The following is a 19,896-nucleotide window of genomic DNA, read 5'->3' as shown; positions in this document are numbered from 1 at the left end:
CGACCATGGAGGTGTTTATGCCTGCGTTGAACATGACGGCCGGCTCGACCGTTACTCTTGACGAATCCGCCACTTTGCAGAACCTTGCCGCTACGCCCGCTGTTGCGGGGGACAGTAACGACAATGACATTTCCGTAAGCTCGCTGCCGACGGCCTTCAGCAGCCGCCTGACGGCGCAGGGTGTGGGAACCGCCATCAACGCCGCGCTGAGCGGCTATGACGGGACCAATACCGGCACCAACGCATTCACGTTCAGCGTATCCGGAACGGTCACCGATGTTTCATTTACGGACGCGAACGGCGCATTGCTCAATGGCTTCGACAGCGGCCTTGATACCGCCGACGGCGAAGATATTTTCCTGTACACCGACACGACCAACAACAACGTCGTCTACGGGAAGACCGCCGCCGGTGTCGTCGTGTTCGCGGCCTACCTGGAGGAAACGGGAAGCCCTGTGACGGGCGCCAAGCTCTGGACGGTCCAGTATGAAGCGATATCGAATCCGGATGCCTCGAACCCGGACGACGCCGTCAATCTGGCGGACAAGCTATTTGTGTCGGTCGCCTCGGCCAGCGAGTTTTCATTTGCGAATGTGCCCTCGGGCCAGAACCTGTTCGCGATGTTCGGCAATGCAAGCGCCGCGATCGTCGTGACTGGCAAGAATCCGGCGAATGAATCGACCGGAGCCAATATCAATACCGGCGACACCGTCAATACCAGCCTGGGAGGCGGGCTCACGACCATTGGCACGAACAACCAGATGATCGATCCGCCCAGTGCCAAGAACCCTGCCGAGGGGATGTATTTCACCTTCGTGACTGGCGCCAGCACCGACGACACGGTTCCCAATCTCGATCAGAACGAGGCCGACGAAGAATCGAACATCGATTTCACCGGCCTTCTCGGCACCACTGCGGCGTCCTTCACTATCGCGCAATTGCAGCCCAACAAAGCCGCCACCGTCAAGATCAGCGCCTTTACGACGGTGCTGGCATCTGGCGACGCATATGTGGACAACCTGCAAAACAATACGGCGATCAATATCAGCTCGGTCGTCGTTCGTGATTCCGCTGGACAACTGGTCACGGGTCTTTCCATTGACCTCAGCGGCGACACCGCTGTGATCAGCGGAATCAAGGCCGGCTATGTCATCGAGTACCAGACCGATGCCAACCACAACCGTGTATTGATCGAGAACGTCGGATCGGCCACCGACAACAATCTCAACGCCAGTTTCGACATCGGTGGTTTCAGCCTGCCCAGGTTCGAGCAGGCGACGGGAGAAGTCGGCTCCATGATGGTCTTCGAGGACGACGGTCCGTCCGTCGTGCTGGCAGCGCCCACCGACACGGCGCTGGTCAACACGCAGGATGCCGACACCATCGGCGCCGCCACCGACTCGGCCACCACGGACTTCGCAACCGCCTTCGGCGTGACCTCGAGCAGCTATGGCGCCGATGGTCCGGGCACCACCGCCTCGAGCTTTGCGCTTGGCGTGGCCACCCAGGGCGGCGACTCCGGGCTCAAGAGCGATGGCGCCACCATCTACCTGTACCTGGTGGCCGGCAAGGTCATCGGTTCGACTTCTGCCAGCGAGGCCGGCATCACGGCGGGCAACACCATCTTCGACCTGTCCGTGAGCGCCGCCGGCTCTGTGACGCTGCAGCAGTTCGCCGAGATCGACCATGCGCTGCCGGGTGATTCGTCCAACTACGCGGACCAGGAGGCCACGCTGGCCGACACGTTGATCACCTTGACCAACACGGTGACGGTCACCGACGGCGATGGCGACACCGCGACCGACTCCGAGGTGCTCAACATCGGTGCCAACATCCGCTTCGACGACGACGGTCCGTCCGTCGTGCTGGCAGCGCCCACCGACACGGCGCTGGTCAACACGCAGGACGCCGACACCATCGGCGCCGCCACCGACTCGGCCACCACGGACTTCGCAACCGCCTTCGGCGTGACCTCGAGCAGCTATGGCGCCGATGGTCCGGGCACCACCGCCTCGAGCTTTGCGCTTGGCGTGGCCACCCAGGGTGGCGACTCCGGGCTCAAGAGCGATGGCGCCACCATCTACCTGTACCTGGTGGCCGGCAAGGTCATCGGTTCGACTTCTGCCAGCGAGGCCGGAATTCTTGCCGCCAACACCATCTTCGACGTCACCGTCAGCGCCGCCGGCTCTGTGACGCTGCAGCAGTTCGCCGAGATCGACCATGCGCTGCCGGGTGATTCGTCCAACTACGCGGACCAGGAGGCCACGCTGGCCGACACGTTGATCACCCTGACCAACACGGTGACGGTCACCGACGGCGATGGCGACACCGCGACCGACTCCGAGGTGCTCAACATCGGTGCCAACATCCGCTTCGACGACGACGGTCCGTCCGTCGTGCTGGCAGCGCCCACCGACACGGCGCTGGTCAACACGCAGGATGCCGACACCATCGGCGCCGCCACCGACTCGGCCACCACGGACTTCGCAACCGCCTTCGGCGTGACCTCGAGCAGCTATGGCGCCGATGGTCCGGGCACCACCGCCTCGAGCTTTGCGCTTGGCGTGGCCACCCAGGGCGGCGACTCCGGGCTCAAGAGCGATGGCGCCACCATCTACCTGTACCTGGTGGCCGGCAAGGTCATCGGTTCGACTTCTGCCAGCGAGGCCGGCATCACGGCGGGCAACACCATCTTCGACCTGTCCGTGAGCGCCGCCGGCTCTGTGACGCTGCAGCAGTTCGCCGAGATCGACCATGCGCTGCCGGGTGATTCGTCCAACTACGCGGACCAGGAGGCCACGCTGGCCGACACGTTGATCACCTTGACCAACACGGTGACGGTCACCGACGGCGATGGCGACACCGCGACCGACTCCGAGGTGCTCAACATCGGTGCCAACATCCGCTTCGACGACGACGGTCCGTCCGTCGTGCTGGCAGCGCCCACCGACACGGCGCTGGTCAACACGCAGGATGCCGACACCATCGGCGCCGCCACCGACTCGGCCACCACGGACTTCGCAACCGCCTTCGGCGTGGCCTCGAGCAGCTATGGCGCCGATGGTCCGGGCACCACCGCCTCGAGCTTTGCACTCGGCGTGGCCACCCAGGGCGGCGACTCCGGGCTCAAGAGCGATGGCGCCACCATCTACCTGTACCTGGTGGCCGGCAAGGTCATCGGTTCGACTTCTGCCACCGAGGCCGGAATTCTTGCCGCCAACACCATCTTCGACGTCACCGTCAGCGCCGCCGGCTCGGTGACGCTGCAGCAGTTCGCCGAGATCGACCATGCGCTGCCGGGTGATTCGTCCAACTACGCGGACCAGGAGGCCACGCTGGCCGACACGTTGATCACCCTGACCAACACGGTGACGGTCACCGACGGCGATGGCGACACCGCGACCGACTCCGAGGTGCTCAACATCGGTGCCAACATCCGCTTCGACGACGACGGTCCGTCCGTCGTGCTGGCAGCGCCCACCGACACGGCGCTGGTCAACACGCAGGATGCCGACACCATCGGCGCCGCCACCGACTCGGCCACCACGGACTTCGCAACCGCCTTCGGCGTGACCTCGAGCAGCTATGGCGCCGATGGTCCGGGCACCACCGCCTCGAGCTTTGCGCTTGGCGTGGCCACCCAGGGCGGCGACTCCGGGCTCAAGAGCGATGGCGCCACCATCTACCTGTACCTGGTGGCCGGCAAGATCATCGGTTCGACTTCTGCCAGCGAGGCCGGCATCACGGCGGGCAACACCATCTTCGACCTGTCCGTGAGCGCCGCCGGCTCTGTGACGCTGCAGCAGTTCGCCGAGATCGACCATGCGCTGCCGGGTGATTCGTCCAACTACGCGGACCAGGAGGCCACGCTGGCCGACACGTTGATCACCCTGACCAACACGGTGACGGTCACCGACGGCGATGGCGACACCGCGACCGACTCCGAGGTGCTCAACATCGGTGCCAACATCCGCTTCGACGACCACGGCCCAACGGTGACCGCCATCTCCGACCTCACCGGCGCGAACGACGGCCTGCCCATTGCGGGAACCTACGACTTCTTCGTGGGCGCGGACGACGTGGACAACGCGTCGACCGACGGCATCGTGCTGAACAGCCTGACCGGCACGACCGGCGGCGGGCGGCCCATCACCGATGCCGTCGTCTCGCACTTTGCCGAAGACGCAACCACGGTCACCTACAACTTCAGCTTCAACTACTACCCCGGGCCCACGTCGACGACGACGCAGGCGGCAACGGGCACGGTCGTCTTCAACAAGACAGACGGTACTTTCGCCTTTGATCTGAACCAGCTCATCGGTGGACAAACGACGTTCTCCACGAGTTCGCCGCTGGCCTCCTTCAACTACGACACCGAAGGCAACAACTCGCCCGAGATCGTGGTCCAGCAGTACAGCAGCGACTTCTTCGGCGTGCTGTCCGCCAGTTCCGCCAAGCCTCCGAGCGACACCGGCGACTTGATGTCGGGCAACGATCACGCGTTTGCAACGGGCGAAATCTTCACCAGCGAGAGCAAGGCCTTCGTCAATGTCGCAACCAACACCCTTGGGGTCAACTCCGACACCGTCCAGGCTGGCGAGTTGCTGAACTTCGACTTCTACAGGTCGAATCCAGTGAGCAACCCCACTTCGACGAGTCCGCCACAACGGCCTGGCGCGGCCATTGTGGGTACGGACAAGGCCTATGCTGACGCAATCAACATCACGATCGATCAGATCACGGACGGCGAAGACGTGGCGATCCTGCTGAAGTTGTTCGACGCATCAACCAACACCACCACGACCCGGCTGCTGATCGCCAACTCTGCGACGGACTATCAATCGGCCGGAGGAGGCACGAAGATCGTCAGCATCGGCGAGGACGATTACGACAGCGCCACCTACCAGATCGCGGGCGTGCAGGTCCTAAGCAGCACCGAGGACCTCACCGGCACGGGCATCAGCCTGAGTACCCACAACGCGGTGAACCTGACGGCGGCCGGCACGAACTATGCCGATACGTCGGACAACGACGTGTTCAAGATCATCAAGATCGATGTGATCACACAAACGGTCATCAACTCGGACGTGGACCTGAACTTTGCAGGCCAGCTGGTCGACGGCGATGCCGACTACGCGAACTTCGACTTCGACGTCCACCTGGAGATCGATGGCATCGCCAACCTGATCGCCACAACCAACCAGCCAGAAGCGATCGCGTAGCGCGCTCTGGAACAAGGGGCGGCAGGAATGCCGCCCCCTTTCCCATCTGGCCTGCGCCAGATGTACAAACACGGGAGTTGCCCATCGGGCACCTGCCGGACTATCGCTTGCAATTTGATCGCATGCGATATATCATCCGGCCCATGCCTTCCAAGCAACTCCCCGCCAAGTCCGTCGATGCCCCCGAGGGCTATTCGCTGGCGCTGGACGAGCAACTCTGCTTCGCGCTCTATTCGACGATGCTGAGCCTCAACAAGGTGTACCGCGGGCTGCTGCGCGACCTGGACCTGACGTACCTCCAATACCTCGTCATGCTCGTGCTGTGGGAACAGGACGGCGTCAACATATCTGAAATCTGCACACGGCTCGCGCTCGAAACGACCACCCTCACCCCGCTTCTCAAGCGGCTCGAAGCGCGCGGCCTGATCCAGCGCGTGCGGTCGGCAACGGACGAACGGCAGGTGATCGTGTCGCTCACCGCCGAAGGCCGCGCACTTCGCGGCAAGGCCAAGGCTCTTCCTTCATGCCTCGCGCAGGCCATGGAGTTGCCGCCAAAGGACATCGTCAAGCTGCGCTCGCAGTTGCGAACGCTGCGTTCCAACCTCGACAGGAACGCGTGATGGCCCTGCCGCATCCGCCTTCCTGCTTCTTTTTCCCTTTTATATCGCACGCGATATTAATACGAACGATAGTTTTAATCCGCATCAACCAAGACGTCAAAAAAGGAACGCACCATGTCCGCAAACAGCAAGAATCTCACCGCCACTCCGACTCGCCGCAACCTGCTGGCCGGCGGCGCTTCCATTGCAGCCGGAGCCCTCGTGGCGACCGGCTTCTCCAGGGCGGCATCCGCCGCTTCCACCGCCGCGCCGAAAGCCGGCGCGGTTCACGCCTCTTCGAAAGGAAAGCAGACCATGAGCAACACCATCGTCACCAAGGACGGCACCCAGCTTTACTTCAAGGACTGGGGTTCCGGCCAGCCTGTCGTGTTCAGCCACGGCTGGCCGCTCAATTCCGACAGCTGGGAATCGCAGATGCTGTTCCTTGCATCGCAGGGCTACCGCGCCGTGGCGCATGACCGCCGCGGCCACGGCCGCTCGAGCCAGCCCTGGAACGGCAACGACATGGACACCTATGCCGACGACCTGGCGACGGTGATCGAAACGCTGGATCTGAAGAACGTCGTGCTGGTCGGCTTCTCGACGGGCGGCGGCGAGGTGGCGCGCTACATCGGCCGCCACGGCACCAAGCGCGTGGCCAAGGCTGCGCTGATCTCGGCCGTGCCGCCGCAGATGCTGAAGACGGCCGCCAACCCCGGCGGCCTGCCGATGGAAGTGTTCGACGGCCTGCGCGCAGCGCAGCTCGCCAACCGCTCGCAGTTCTATAAAGATGTGCCCTCGGGCCCCTTCTTCGGCTTCAACCGGCCGGGCGCCAAGGTCTCGCAGGGACTGATCGACTCGTGGTGGGCGCAGGGCATGCTCGGCGGCCACAAGAACACCTATGACTCGATCAAGGCGTTCTCGGAAACCGACTTCACCGAAGACCTGAAGAAGTTCGACGTGCCCACGCTCATCATCCACGGCGACGACGACCAGATCGTGCCGATCGGCGCCTCGGGCCTGGCCTCGGCCAAGCTGGTGAAGAACAGCAAGCTCATCGTCTACCCTGGCGCGCCGCACGGCCTGACCGACACGCACAAGGACAAGTTCAACGCCGACCTGCTGGCGTTCATCAAGTCCTGAGCGTACCTCAGGCCTCTTCGTACCACCGGTCCTTCGAGAGCATCACCCGGTGGTGCCCACACCCGGCCGGCATCATCGGAAAGCAGTTCTCCTGCGCCGCGACCTGCACGTCGAGGAAGAACGGGCCTTCGCTGGCCAGGCATTCGGCCAGCGCAGCCTCGAGCACGGCCGGCTCCGACACGCGGCGCGCTCCCCAGCCGAAGGCCTTGGCCAGCGCCACGAAGTCGGGCAGCGCCTCGTTCCAGCTGTGGCTCAGCCGGTTGCCATGGTTGAGCTCCTGCCACTGCCGCACCATGCCCATGTAGCCGTTGTTGCACAGCACCAGCTTCACCGGCGCGCGATGCTGTACGGCGGTTGAAAGCTCCTGGATGTTCATGAGCACCGAGGCATCGCCGCTCACGCAGACCGCGAGCGCATCGGGGTGGCCGATCTGGGCGCCGATGGCCGCGGGCAGCCCATAGCCCATGGTGCCGGCGCCGCCCGAGGTGAGCCAGCGGCGCGGGCGGTCGAAGCGCAGGTACTGCGCGGCCCACATCTGGTGCTGGCCCACGTCGGTGGACACGATCGCGTCGCGCCCCGCGATGGCGCGCTGCAGCGACGCCATCAGCTGCTGCGGCAGGATCGCATCGCCGCGCGGCGCAAAGCGCAGGCACTGCTCGGCGCGCCAGCGCTGGATGCGTTCCCACCAGGGTGCAAGCCGCCCGGGCGCAAGGCCTTCGGCCGGCAGCAGCGCGAGCACGGCCTCGAGGATCGCGGCGCAGTCGCCCACCATGGGCACATCGACCTTCACCACCTTGTTGATGCTGCCGGGGTCGATGTCGATGTGGATCTTGCGCGCGTGCGGGCAGAACTCGTCGAGCTTGCCCGTCACGCGGTCGTCGAAGCGCGCACCGACGCACACCACCAGGTCGGCCTCGTGCATTGCAAGGTTGGCTTCGAGCATGCCGTGCATGCCCAGCATGCCGATGAATTTCGGATCGGACGCGGGGAAGGCGCCGAGCCCCATCAGCGTGAGCGTGCACGGTGCATGCAGGCGCTGCACCAGCTGCGCGAAAGCCTCGCAGGCGGCCGGCCCCGAGTTGATCAGCCCGCCGCCGCCATAGAGCACAGGCCGCCGTGCGGTGGAGAGCAGGTCGGCTGCGCGCTGCAGCATCGCCTTCGGCGGCAGCGCCGCCCTGCCCGTGCGCAACGCGCGCAGCGGCCTCGACGCGGTGCCGTGTGCGAGGCGCGCGAGCTGGATGTCCTTCGGCACGTCGAGCAGCACCGGCCCCGGCCGGCCCGAGGCAGCGATCTCGAGCGCGCGGCGCACCAGCGCCGGCACATCGTCCGCCGCCCGCACCTGCTGGTTCCACTTGGTGACAGGGCGAGACATGCCCAGCGCATCGCTCTCCTGGAAGGCCTGCGTGCCGATCACCGCCGTCGCGACCTGCCCGCTGATGCAGAGCACCGGCACCGAATCGCTCAGGGCGTCGAGCAGCCCCGTGATGGTGTTGCCCACGCCCGGCCCCGAGGTGACCAGCACCACGCCCACGCGCCCCGTGCTGCGCGCATAGCCCTCGGCCGCATGCACTGCGGCCTGCTCATGGCGCACCAGCACATGGCGCAGCCGCGGTTCGCCGTGCAGCGCGTCATACAGCGGCAGCGCGGCGCCGCCCGGGTAGCCGAAGATGGTGTCGACGCCGCACGCGACCAGCGTGTCGAGCAGGGCCTCAGCGCCGTTGCGCACGCGCGCGGCGGGATTGGGAGCCTCATGGGCCGCGGCGTGGAGGGCCAGGGAGGACGGAAGGGGAAGGTCGAGCAGTCGCATGCCGTCGATTCTTCCGCTTCTGATGCAGAATTTGCTTCTTTCTTTTGGCTCTTTCGGTCCAATTCATGAAAACCCTTCGGAAAACAGCCTCCAACGAAGAAGGATCTTTCGACAAGATCGACATGGCGATCCTGCGGGTGCTGCTGCTCGACTCGCGCAAGACCCTGCAGGAGATCGGCAGCGAGGTCGGCCTGTCGCCCACGAGCTGCTGGACGCGCATCAAGAAGCTCGAGGCCCACGGGGTGATCAAGCGCTACACCATCGACGTGGACCCGGCCAAGCTCGGCTACCACGACTCGGTGATCGTTCAGGTCACGCTCGAAAGCCACACCGACGAAACGCTCTACGACTTCGGCCGCGTGCTCGCCACCATTCCAGAGATCCAGGAGGCCTACCTGGTGTCGGGCGACTACGACTACTACATCCGCATCGCGGTGCGCGACACGCGCGACTACGAACGGCTGCTGCGCGAAAAGCTCTACAAGATCCCGGGCATCCGCCACAGCAAGTCGCACTTCGTGCTGCGCGTGCTGAAAGAGACCAGCGTACCCGTCATCTGAGGGGGCCGGGGCGCGCACGCGGGACCGGATTGCTGCAGGCGTCAGCGTACGAGCCAGCCGTTGATCTCGTCGATGACCTCGGCTTTGGCACCGCCCGCGAGCGCCTGCAAGCGTATCCGCGACATCAGGTAGACGAAGCGGGCCTGCGCCAGGTCACGCTGGGCGGAGACCTTCTGCTGCTCTGCGTTCAGCACGTCGGGCAAGGTGCGGCTGCCGGCCTCGAACGAGCGGCGATTCGAGATGACGACCTGCTCTGCGGAACGCACCGCCTGTTCGAGGGCCCTGACCCTCAATACGCCTTCCGTCACGCCGCGGAACTCCCGATGCAGCCGTACCCCCAGGTCGCGGCGCAGGGCCTCGAGCGCCTCTTCTGCACGCTGCTGCCCTGCGATTGCCTGCCTCACGGTCGAACTCACATGGCCGCCCGAATAAAGAGGAATGCTGAGCTGCAAGCCGATGGACTTGTTGCTGTAGCGGGTCTTGATGTTGTTGATCGTGTCGCTGTCGTTGCGGGACCACTGGGCAATGGCGTCCAGGGTCGGGTAGTGGCCGGCTTGTGCCTTCTCCAACTCGTATCTGGCCGCTTCCACCTGCGCGGCGAGCGACTGGAGTTCCGGGCTGTTGATCTCGGCCTGTTCGACCCAGTCTTCCAGCCTGTCGGGCGACGGCCGAACGAGCCGCATCCTGGACGAATCCAGCGGCGCCAGCCTGTCGATAGGGCGATTGACCAGGCTCTGGATCTGCCTGCGCGTGAAGTCCAGGTTCTGGCGTGCCTCGAGTTCCTGCGCCAGGTTGAGGTCCAGCGCCGCACGTGCTTCGTCGATGTCGGTGCGCGTGCCGAACCCTGCGCCAAGCCGCTTCTGCGCGGCATCGAACTGGGTCGTGTAGGCGGTCTTTTGCGCCAGCACCAGCGCAAGATGTTCCTCGGCCAGGAGCGCCTCGAAATAGGCGCCGCTCACCCGAACGCCGACGTTCTGCGTTTCGCGTTCGAGCGTTGCCTCGGCATCGTCGACCTGGGCCTGCGCCTGGCGGTAGTCGGCCATCTGGTACATGCGGAAGAGGGGTTGCCTCAAGGTCAGCGCCTCGCTGCTGCTGGTGTAGCGCAGGTTGGCCGTGACGAGTTGCCCGGAGGCATCCGGCGACGTTCTTTCCAGCCAGTTCCGGTAGCGCGAGACGCTCGCCGACAAATTGGGAAGCAGTTGCGCGCGGGCCTGCGGCAGGCGTTCGCGCCGGGCGTCCGTGGCCGCCCGAACCGCGCGGATCGTCGAGTCCTGTGCCAGTGCTTCCCCATAGGCCTGCGACAAGTCGAGCGACCAGGCCGGCCCGCAGAGAAGGCCGGCGGCAGCAGCGAACGCCAGCAGGTGCTTCTTCACCTTCATTCTTCCGTCATCGAGGCGGCGATGCGCTTGGTGAGCGGATGCAAGAGGTAGACGAGCAGCGAGCGCTCCCCCGTCTTGAAGACCACCTCGACCGGCATGCCCGGCTGCAGCGAACGCTTGCCGAGCTTCTTCAGGCCCTCCTGCGTCACGGCCACCCGTGCAAGAAAGTAGCTCGCGTTGGTCTGCGGGTCGGTCAACAAGTCGCCGGAGACCGAAACCAGCCTGCCCTGCACCACGAGCTGCGGAGAATGGGCAAAGCTCGAGAAGCGCACATCCACCGGTATGCCGGCGCGGATGCGGTCGATCAGGTGAGGCGGCACCCGGGTCTCGAGCAGCAAGGGCTCGTTGGCAGGAACCACGTCCATCAGCTTTTGCCCCGGCGCGACCACGCCGCCAACGGTCTGCGCCACCAGCGCCACCACCTGGCCCGAAGCGGGCGAGCGGATCTCGGTGCGGCCCAGCTCATCGCGCAAGGCGACGAACTTCTCGAAATCTCCAAGCACTTCGCGGCTGACTTCGGCCTGCTGGGTTTCCACCTCCTTGTGGTACTCCTGCTGCCTCGCAATGGCACGCTGGCGAAGCTCCGCGATCGATCGCCGCGCCCGGCCCATGTTGCCGATGAGTTCGGCGATGGCGGTGTTCGATTCCGCAACCTGGCGCTCCATCTCCAGCTGGCGATTGCGCGGGGCAAAGCCTTCGCCGACCATCTTGCGCGTCTGGCCCAGTTCTTCGTTGAGAAGCGACAGCTGGGTTCGGCGGCTGCCCAACATGCTTGAGTAGGCTTGCGACAGCTCTTGCTGGCCCTGGATGTTCTCCTCGATCGATTGCAGGTCGGCGCGCAAGGCGGCACGGCGTGACCTGAGCAGTTGCTCCTGGTTGAACATCTGCTGCCGGATCAGCGGGTCCGAGGCCGCCGCCTGCAGGTCCGGATGAAAGTCGATGGTGTTCTGGCCGGCCTGTTCCGCCAGCAGCCGGCTCTGTATGGCGCGAAAGCCCAGATACCGCTGCCGCACGGTCTCGAAGCTCGCCCGGGCCGCGGCGTCGTCGAGCTTGAACAGCAACTGGCCCTCCTGGACCTGATCGCCCTCGCCCACCCGCACCTCCTTGAGGATGCCGCCGATCTGGTGCTGGACAGCCTTGCGCTTGGTGTCGATGGCCACCTGCCCCTGGCTCGGCACGCCCTCGTCCAGCGGCGCAAATGCAGCCCACAGCAGAAAGCCGCCGAATCCGGCAGCCAGTGCCCACGCGCCGATGCGCCCTGCACGGCCGAACTCGTTCCTGAGGCCATTTGCATCGTCCTGCGACGGGTCGTTGTCCTCGTACGGCGCGGGGTTGGAAGTGACGTCCCTGAGAAGATTCGATTTGGCCATTTGAAGCTCCCGGAGATGAATCGATGGCTGGAGGAAGGCGCCGGCTCAAGCCGACTGCACTACCAGGGCCGCCGTTCGCACCGCAGGCTGCGGGCGACGAAAAGACGCGAGCACGGCATCGCGCGGCCCGTCTGCGGCCAGCACGCCATCGCTCAGGACCATGAGGCGGTCGGCCACGGAAACCGCGCCTTGGCGATGCGTCACCAGGAACACCGTTTTTCCCTTGGCCTTCAACTGCCGTATGGCGCACACCAGTGCGGCCTCCCCGGCGTCGTCGAGGTTGGCATTCGGCTCATCCAGGACAATGAGCGAAGGGTCGCCATAGATCGCACGCGCCAGCCCGATGCGCTGCCTCTGCCCGCCGGAAAGCAGGCTGCCCGCGTCGCCGATGGGGGTGTCGTAGCCTTTGGGGAAACGCAGGATCGTCTCGTGCATGCCGGCGCTGCTTGCGGCCTCGATCACCTTGCGCGAGTCGGTCTCGCCGAGCCGCGCGATGTTTTCCGCAATGGTGCCGCTGAACAGCTCCACGTCCTGCGGCAGATAGCCGATATGCGGCCCCAGCTCCTGGCGGTTCCAGCCACCGATCGGCACCCCGTCGAGCAGTACCGAGCCGGAAGATGCGCGCCAGATGCCCACCATCACCTTTGCCAGCGTCGACTTGCCCGAGCCCGAGGGGCCCAGCACCGCGACCACGGTTCCTGCGGGAACCGCAAACGAAATATTCTTGAGGATAGGTGTCGCTCGCCCCGCCGCCCCCGCAGAGACAGCTTGCAAGCTGATGGTGCCGGTCGGTCCGGCCCGGGAAGGGACACGGTCCCGCTCGGGGAATTCGTCCAGCAGTCTTTCGAGGCGCTGGAATGCGCTGCGGCAAGAGACAAAGCCACGCCACGTGCCGACCAGCTGGTCGATCGGCGCCAGTGCGCGGCTCATCAGCACGTTCGCCGCAATCATGGCACCTGGCGACAACTGGCCATCGATCACCAGCAGCGCGCCTGCCCCCAATGCGAGCGACTGCTGGCTGTAGCGTATGAATTTGCTCCAGCCGGCAACGCGGTTGATGAAGCCCTGCGCCAGGGCGCCCTTGTCCATGAAGGCCGCATGCTGGCGATTCCAGCGCTTCTGCAGATTGGCGACCATGCCCATCGATTCGAGCACCTCGATGTTTCGAAGCTTGCTCTGCAGGTCGCCCATCGTCTCGCCCGCGGCTTTCAGGACCTCTTCCGATGGCGCGACGGTCTGCCTCTGTCCGAACCAGGCCAGTGCCGCCTGGACCAGCGCGAACCCCAGCGCGAGGAGCCCGAGCCAGGGATGAAGAAAGAAGATCACCGCGATGTAGATCGGCGTCCAGGGCGCATCGAAGAGCGCAAAGACACCCGGGCCGGTGAGAAACTGGCGGATCTGGTTGAGGTCTGCGAAGGGCCTGGACTTGCTGGAGGCCGGCTGGCCGAGATAGGCCTGGAAGCTTCCGTTGAACACCCGGGTGCTCAGTTGCCGGTCGAAACGCAGGCTGGCCCGCACCAGGAGGCGCGAGCGCAGCCATTCCGACAGGGCCAGCGCCACGAAGAGGAGCAGCGTGATCAAGGACAGCGCGAGCAAGGTCAGTTCGCTTTGGCTGGACAGCACGCGATCGAATACCTGCAGCATGTAGAGCGTCGGCGCGAGCATGAGCAGGTTGGCCAGGAAGCTCAGCGAGCCGACCAGCAGGAACTCTCTTCGGAACCCCCAAAGAGCGCGCGCCAGTTCGCTGCGGTCGAAGAACGAAGCCTTGTTCATGGCTATGGGCTCGCCTCTGGCGCCACGCTCGCGGCGTTTGCCGCCTTGCGCACGCGGTCCATCGCCTGCTCGCCGGCTTTGCGCAGCGCGGCCAATACCTCGTCGCGTGCGCCGAAGGCCTGCATCGCGCCATCGCACAGCACCAGCATCTTGTCGGCCACCGCCAGCACGCTGGTGCGGTGCGTCATGACGACGAACGTGGTGCCGCGCGCCTTGAGTTTCAGGATGGCGGCCGTCAATGCGGCGTCGCCGGCGTCGTCGAGGCTCGAATTCGGTTCGTCGAGCACCACCAGCGCGGGCTCGCCGTAAAGAGCGCGCGCCAATGCAACCCGCTGCCGCTGCCCGCCCGACAGCACCGCGCCATCGGCTCCGACGGGGCTGTCATATCCCAGCGGAAGGCTCGTGATGTAGGCATGCAGGTCGACGGCCGACGCGGCTTCCCTGACCTTCGAAGGCCGCACCTCCCCAAAGCGCGCAATGTTCTCGGCCAGGGTGCCTTCGAGCAACTCCACGTCCTGGGGCAGATAGCCGATGTGCGGGCCGAGCTCGGCCTTGTCCCACGCGAACACGTCCGCGCCGTCCAGCCGTACCTTGCCGCTCGCGGCCGGCCAAAGTCCGACGATGAGGCGTGCCAGTGTCGTCTTTCCCGCGGCAGAGGGCCCCACGACGGCAAGCACCTCTCCAGGCAACAGGCTGAAGGCCACGTTCTTCAGGATGGCCGAGCCTCCGCCTGGAGCGCCTGCGACAAGGCTTTCGACCTGCAGCGCGCCCTTGGGCGGCGGCAAGGACATCGTCTCGGACCGCGGCGCGATGGCGCTCAACAGGCTGCCCAGCCGCTGCCATGCATCGCCCGCGTGGACCACCATGCGCCATTGCGCCACCAGCAGCACCAGCGGCGCCAAGGCCCGGCCGCCCAGGATCGAGCCGACCACCATCATTCCAGCGTCGCCGTTGAGCTGGTTCTTCAACAGCAGCCAGGCACCCAGGCCGAGCAACAGGGAACCCATGGTGACCTGCATGAACTTGCTGACGGCCTGGTAGGCGCCGGCGTTGTCCGAGGCCAAGGCCTCGCGCTGCAGGAAATCGCGCCGCTTGCCCATCCAGCGGCGATGGACGTCCCGCAGCATGCCCATCGACTCGATCACCTGCGAGTTCCGGAGCGCAGCATCCGCGTACTGCTGCGCTTCGATCGCGCATCGATTGGCCGACACCAGCGGCGGCCGCGTGTTCCGGTCGTTGAGCCAGCCCACGAACACCTGCAACAGCGAGCCCACCACGGCCGACCAGCCCAGCACGGGGCTGATGGCAAACATCAGCCCCATGAAGACCAGCGCAACCGGCGCTTCCATCAGCGCCAGCAACGGCGGTGAATACAGGAACTCCCGCAAGGTGCGAAGGTCGTTGAGCGGCTGCACGGTGCCGCCCGGCAAGCGCTTGAGACCGGCTTCGAAAATGGCGGCGAAGACCCGGTTGCGCAGCTTCTGATCGAGCTTCTGCCCGGCCCGGTACATCACTTCGGCGCGCGCCCAGTCGAGCACTTCCATCAGGCCGTAGGCGGCCAGAACCAGCAAGGTCAGCATGGCCAGCGTGAGCGGGCTGCGGCTGCTCACGACCCGGCCATACACCTCGAGCATGTACGCGCTCGGAGCCAGCAAGAGAAGACCCGAGCACACACTGAACCAGGCCGCCCGTACGAAGTAGGCGTTGAGCGCTGTCACCGCCTGGCGCAGTTCGCCAGACTTTTCCTGAGGTTTCATGGCACCTCGCAGGTTCGACAATTGATACGCCTGGGCACAGGCCGGGTGGCAAGGGGGCGCATTCCTGCCGCCCCCTTGCCCGAGAGCTCGCTAGACAGCCTCCGTCTGCTGGGTGGCTGTGCCGATCAGGTTGGCCACGCCATCGATCTCAAGGTGGACATCGAAGTCGAAGTTCGCGTAGTCGGCGTCGCCGTCGATCAACTGGCCTGTAAAGTTCAGATCCACGTCCGAATTGATGGTCGTCGATGTGATCACGTCGATCTTGATGATCTTGAACACGTCGTTGTCCGACGTATCGGCATAGTTCGAGCCGGCCGCGGTCAGGTTCACCGAGCCGTGGGTACTCAGGCTGACGCCCGTGCCGGTGACGTCTTCGGTGCTGCTCATGACCTGCACGCCCGCGATCTGGTAGTGGGCGCTGTCGTAGTCGTCCACACCGATGCTGACGATCTTCATGCCTCCTCCGGCGGACTGATAGTCCGATGCGGAATTGGCGATCAGGAGCGTGGTCGTGGGGGTGCCGGTCGTCTTGTTGACCAGCTTCAGCAGGACGGCCACGTCTTCGCCATCCGTGATCTGGTCGATCGTGATGTTGATCGCGTCGGCATAGGCCCTGTCCGTCCCGACGATCGTCGCATCGGGCCGTGGCGGCGGGCTCGTCACAGTGGGGTTGCTCACCGGATTCGACCTGTAGTAGTCGAAGTTCAGCAACTCGCCAGCCTGGACGGTGTCGGAGTTCACGCCGAGGGTGTTGGTCGCGACATTGACAAAACCCGCACTTGCGCTGTTGAAGGTTTCGCCCACCGTGAACGCGTGATCGTTGCCCGACACCAGGTCGCTGGTGTCGCTCGGAGGCGTGGCCGCCCTCGCGGACAGCACGCCGAAGAAGTCGCTGCTGTACTGCTGGACCACGATCTCGGGCGAATTGTTGCCTTCCGTGTCGTAGTTGAAGGAGGCCAGCGGCGCACTCGTGGAGAACGTCGTTTGTCCTCCGAAGACCTGGTCCAGGTCGAAGCTGTAAGTACCGTCCGTCTTGTTGAAGATGACCGTGCCGGTTGCCGCCTGCGTGGTGGTCGACGTGGGCCCGGGGTAGTAGTTGAAGCTGAAGTGGTAGGTGACCGTGGTGGCGTCTTCCGCAAAGTGCGCGACGGCCGCATCGGTGATGGCCCGGCCGCCGGCGGTCGTTCCGGTCAGGCCGGTCAGCACGATGCCGTCGGTCGACGCGTTGTCCACGTCGTCCGCGCCCACGGAGAAGTTGTAGGTTCCGGCAATGGGCTGGGCGTCGTTCGCGCCGGTGAGGTCGGAGATGGCGGTCACCGTCGGGCCGTGGTCGTCGAACTTGATGTTGGCGCCGATGTTGAGCACCTTGGAATCGGTCGCGGTGTCGCCATCCCCGTCGGTGAGCGTCACCGTGTTGGTGAGGGTGATCAAGGTGTCGACCAGCGTAGCCTGCTGGGCCGCGTAGTTGGACCCCACGCCCGGTAGCGCGTGGTCGATTTCCGCAAACTGCCGCAAGGTCACCGACCCGGTTGCGCTCACGGCCAGGTCGAAGATGGTGTTGCCAGCCGTGATGGCGCCCGCGGTGGCGGCCGTCGAACCGATGACACTCCCGCCCACCAGGTACAGCTTGATGGACGCGCCGTCGCTCGTGAGTCCGGACGCGCCGCCCGGCGTGGACAGGCCGAGCGCGAAGGCCGAGGCGGTGGTGCCCGCCCCGTCGGCGCCATAGCTGCTCGAGGTCACGCCGAAGGCGGTCGAGAAGTCCTGTGTGGCGGAGTCGGTGGCGGCGCCGATGGTGTCGGCGTCCTGCGTGTTGACCAGCGCCGTGTCGGTGGGCGCTGCCAGCACGACGGACGGGCCGTCGTCGTCGAACCTGATGTTGGCGCCGATGTTGAGCAGCTTGGCGTCGCTCGCGGTATCGCCGTCCTGGTCGGTGATCGTCACCGTATCGCTGAGCGTGACCAGGTCGTCGGCCATCGTGGCCTCCTGGTCCGCGTAGTTCGACGATGACCCTGGAAGTGCGTGGTCGATCTCGGCGAACTGCTGCAGCGTCACCGAGCCGCTTGCGCTCACGGCCAGGTCGAAAATGGTGTTGGTGGCAAGAATTCCGGCTTCGGTGGCGGAGGTCGAACCAATGACCTTGCTGCTCACCAGATACAGGTAGATGGTGGCGCCATCGCTCTTGAGCCCCGAGTCGCCACCTTGCGTTTTCACGCCGAGCGCAAAGGCCGGGTTGGTGGTTCCTGCTCCGTCGGCGCCATAGCTGCTCGACGTCGTGCCGAAGGCGGTTGCGAAGTTCGTGGTGGCGGAGTCGGTCGCGGCGCCGATGGTGTCGGCGTCCTGCGTGTTGACCAGCGCGGTGTCGGTGGGCGTCGCCAGCACGATGGACGGCCCGTCGTCCTCGAAGTTCATCTGCGAGCCGACCTCTGCCGTCGCACTGGAAACCTGCAGCAGCCGGAAGCCGCCGATGTCGAAGTCCGCGTGGGTGTTGCCCGAGGCATTGGTGGCCGCCCCGTTTTCGATGAGTACGCGGTTGTGGTCCGCCGACGTCGTGTATTCGATCGAGTAGCCGGCCTTGACGCCGGTGATTGTCGCGACGCCGCCCGTGATGGATATGACGATGGTCGAACTCGCGCCGCCCTCGGCGCCACCCGAAAAGCTTTCAAGAACCGCTCCGGTGACGGAGTCGAGCACGCGCACGCTCGTGATCGCAACCGTCGTGTCGTTCGCATAGCCGTCGATGAAGCTGTTGGCTGACTCGACCGCCGTGTTGTATGCGGTGATCTTGACCTGGGCACTCTTTCCGCTTTGCAACTGCACGATGTCGAAATCGGCAGTCCTCGCTCCGAACATGGCAGTGAAGTCGATATTCGACTCCCGGTTGGCCTCGGTCTGGCTCAGTTCCGGAATGGTGACGTCCGCCCTGGCGCCGGTCACGAACGTGAATCGGATGCCCTCCTGCTCCGTGATCATCTGGCTGTTGGTGCCGAATGTGGTCACGTTGTCCGCGCCACCAGCCTGGCTGCTAACGATCGTGTCACCCGTGTTGATGTTGACGTCGTCTGCGGTGCTGTCGGGATCGGGCCCGGACTGGTTTGCCGGGTCCTTGCCCGTCGCGATGATCGTCACGTCGGAAATCCGGCCATCGACGATCGTCGGATCGGTCTTCGTGAACATCAGGAACAGGTTATTGCCTGATGGCGCACCTTCGAGATTGAACTCCGTATCCTGGCTGACACTGACGAAGACCTTGTTGAGCAGGTTGACTGCATCGTCGGGGTTGGCCGCATCGGGGTTCGATATCGCTTCATACTGGACCATCCAGATCTTCGCGCCCGTCACCGGGGTTCCCGTCTCCTCCAGGTAGGCCGCGAACACGACGACACCGGCGGTGGTCTTCCCGTAGACGACGTTGTTGTTGGTCGTGTCGGTGAACAGGAAGATGTCTTCGCCGTCGGCGGTATTGAGGCCGCTGTCCAAGCCAGCGAGCGGAGCGCCGCCCGCGTCCGTGAACGCCATGCCGGAGAAGGCGCCGGTCCCGCTGAGCGTGATTGCGTTGGTGCCGGTGTTGCTCCCGGTATAGCCACTCAAGGCGACTTTGGTCGGGGTTCCCGCACCCTGGGTGGTCAGGCGGCTGGTGAAGGCGGCCGGCAGCGCAAGCGCGGTGTCATTGTCGTTACTGTCTTCCGTTGGGGCAGGGGTAACAAAAAGGTTCTGCAAACCGTCGGTTTCGTCCAGGGTAACGGTCGAACCGGGTGTCAAAGTCAGCGGCATAAACGCTCCTTGTTATTAGGAAAAATACGGCCGACGGAGAACAGCGCAACTCGAGAGGAACTGCGTTCACTGGCAATTGACCAGGTTCACTTGTCGGCAGAGGGGAGACGATGCTGAACCGCGGGCCCGCGCACTGTCCATAGGTCAAAAGTTGTCACCCAAAGGATGACGCGCCGCGCCGGCCGCCGCGACTTGGCCCGCCATACATCTGGATACCTTGCAACGCCAGGAATCATTCCTGACAACCATGTACCGCTTTATCATTAATTTGAAGCTGCATTCAACACGCATGCCGGGGGAAACATGGAACAAGTCCCACGCTCGTCTGCGGGGCTGGCTTCTGCGTGGAACGTAGATCCGCGGCCATCGACGCAAGACGCTCGCGCACTGTCGCCATTCGCGTTGCCCGCGCTTCGCACAGCGCACTGCTTTCAACCCGCCCGGCTCGAAATCCCGCCTCCCGGGCCCCGCCCTGTACTCGAAACCGATGTTTCGGTCCTGATCGCAACCTG

The 19,896-nt window shown here is 64.9% G+C and carries 10 protein-coding genes; 4 read left to right on the top strand and 6 right to left on the bottom strand.

What is annotated here, in order from left to right:
* Positions 1-182: 182 nt before the first annotated feature.
* From ACAM54_RS10655 to ACAM54_RS10645, 3 genes are all read left to right on the top strand, one after another.
* Positions 183-5,222 carry a beta strand repeat-containing protein gene (locus tag ACAM54_RS10655; protein WP_369650662.1) on the top strand — a complete coding sequence of 1,680 codons (5,040 nt, stop codon included), beginning with the start codon at positions 183-185 and terminating at the stop codon, positions 5,220-5,222.
* A gap of 143 nt (positions 5,223-5,365) precedes the next feature.
* Positions 5,366-5,842, top strand: a complete 477-nt coding sequence (locus ACAM54_RS10650) for a MarR family transcriptional regulator (RefSeq protein ID WP_309929352.1) — start codon at positions 5,366-5,368, stop codon at positions 5,840-5,842.
* A gap of 114 nt (positions 5,843-5,956) precedes the next feature.
* The gene (locus ACAM54_RS10645) at positions 5,957-6,964 is read left to right on the top strand and encodes an alpha/beta fold hydrolase (RefSeq protein WP_369650661.1); all 1,008 of its coding nucleotides are present in this window, start codon (positions 5,957-5,959) and stop codon (positions 6,962-6,964) included.
* A 7-nt stretch (positions 6,965-6,971) separates the two neighbouring features.
* Here ACAM54_RS10645 and ilvB read toward each other — a convergent pair whose 3' ends face one another.
* Positions 6,972-8,771, bottom strand: coding sequence for a biosynthetic-type acetolactate synthase large subunit (gene ilvB / locus ACAM54_RS10640; protein WP_369650660.1), 1,800 nt, complete (start codon positions 8,769-8,771; stop codon positions 6,972-6,974).
* Between the two features lie 65 nt (positions 8,772-8,836).
* Between ilvB and ACAM54_RS10635 the strand changes: the two genes are divergently transcribed.
* The gene (locus ACAM54_RS10635) at positions 8,837-9,331 is read left to right on the top strand and encodes an Lrp/AsnC family transcriptional regulator (RefSeq protein ID WP_209535244.1); all 495 of its coding nucleotides are present in this window, start codon (positions 8,837-8,839) and stop codon (positions 9,329-9,331) included.
* Between the two features lie 41 nt (positions 9,332-9,372).
* On the opposite strand, the gene ACAM54_RS10630 is transcribed toward ACAM54_RS10635, so the two are convergent.
* From ACAM54_RS10630 to ACAM54_RS10610, 5 genes are all read right to left on the bottom strand, one after another.
* Positions 9,373-10,710 (bottom strand): TolC family outer membrane protein, encoded by a 1,338-nt coding sequence (locus ACAM54_RS10630; protein ID WP_209502975.1) that lies wholly within the window; start codon positions 10,708-10,710, stop codon positions 9,373-9,375.
* A complete protein-coding gene (locus ACAM54_RS10625; protein ID WP_369650659.1) occupies positions 10,707-12,080 on the bottom strand; it encodes an HlyD family type I secretion periplasmic adaptor subunit in 1,374 nt (457 codons plus the stop codon). The genes ACAM54_RS10630 and ACAM54_RS10625 overlap by 4 nt, the downstream gene beginning before the upstream one ends.
* A gap of 45 nt (positions 12,081-12,125) precedes the next feature.
* The gene (locus ACAM54_RS10620) at positions 12,126-13,853 is read right to left on the bottom strand and encodes a type I secretion system permease/ATPase (RefSeq protein WP_369650658.1); all 1,728 of its coding nucleotides are present in this window, start codon (positions 13,851-13,853) and stop codon (positions 12,126-12,128) included.
* Positions 13,854-13,855: 2 nt separating this feature from the next.
* Positions 13,856-15,610, bottom strand: a complete 1,755-nt coding sequence (locus tag ACAM54_RS10615; protein WP_369650657.1) for a type I secretion system permease/ATPase — start codon at positions 15,608-15,610, stop codon at positions 13,856-13,858.
* Between the two features lie 90 nt (positions 15,611-15,700).
* Positions 15,701-19,384, bottom strand: a complete 3,684-nt coding sequence (locus ACAM54_RS10610) for a hypothetical protein (protein WP_369650656.1) — start codon at positions 19,382-19,384, stop codon at positions 15,701-15,703.
* Positions 19,385-19,896 lie beyond the last annotated feature (512 nt).

Source organism: Variovorax sp. V93 (assembly GCF_041154485.1).
Lineage (GTDB): Bacteria > Pseudomonadota > Gammaproteobacteria > Burkholderiales > Burkholderiaceae_C > Variovorax > Variovorax beijingensis_A.
Note: the sequence above shows the minus strand (reverse complement) of the source record. Positions and strands in the feature narration are given on the sequence as shown.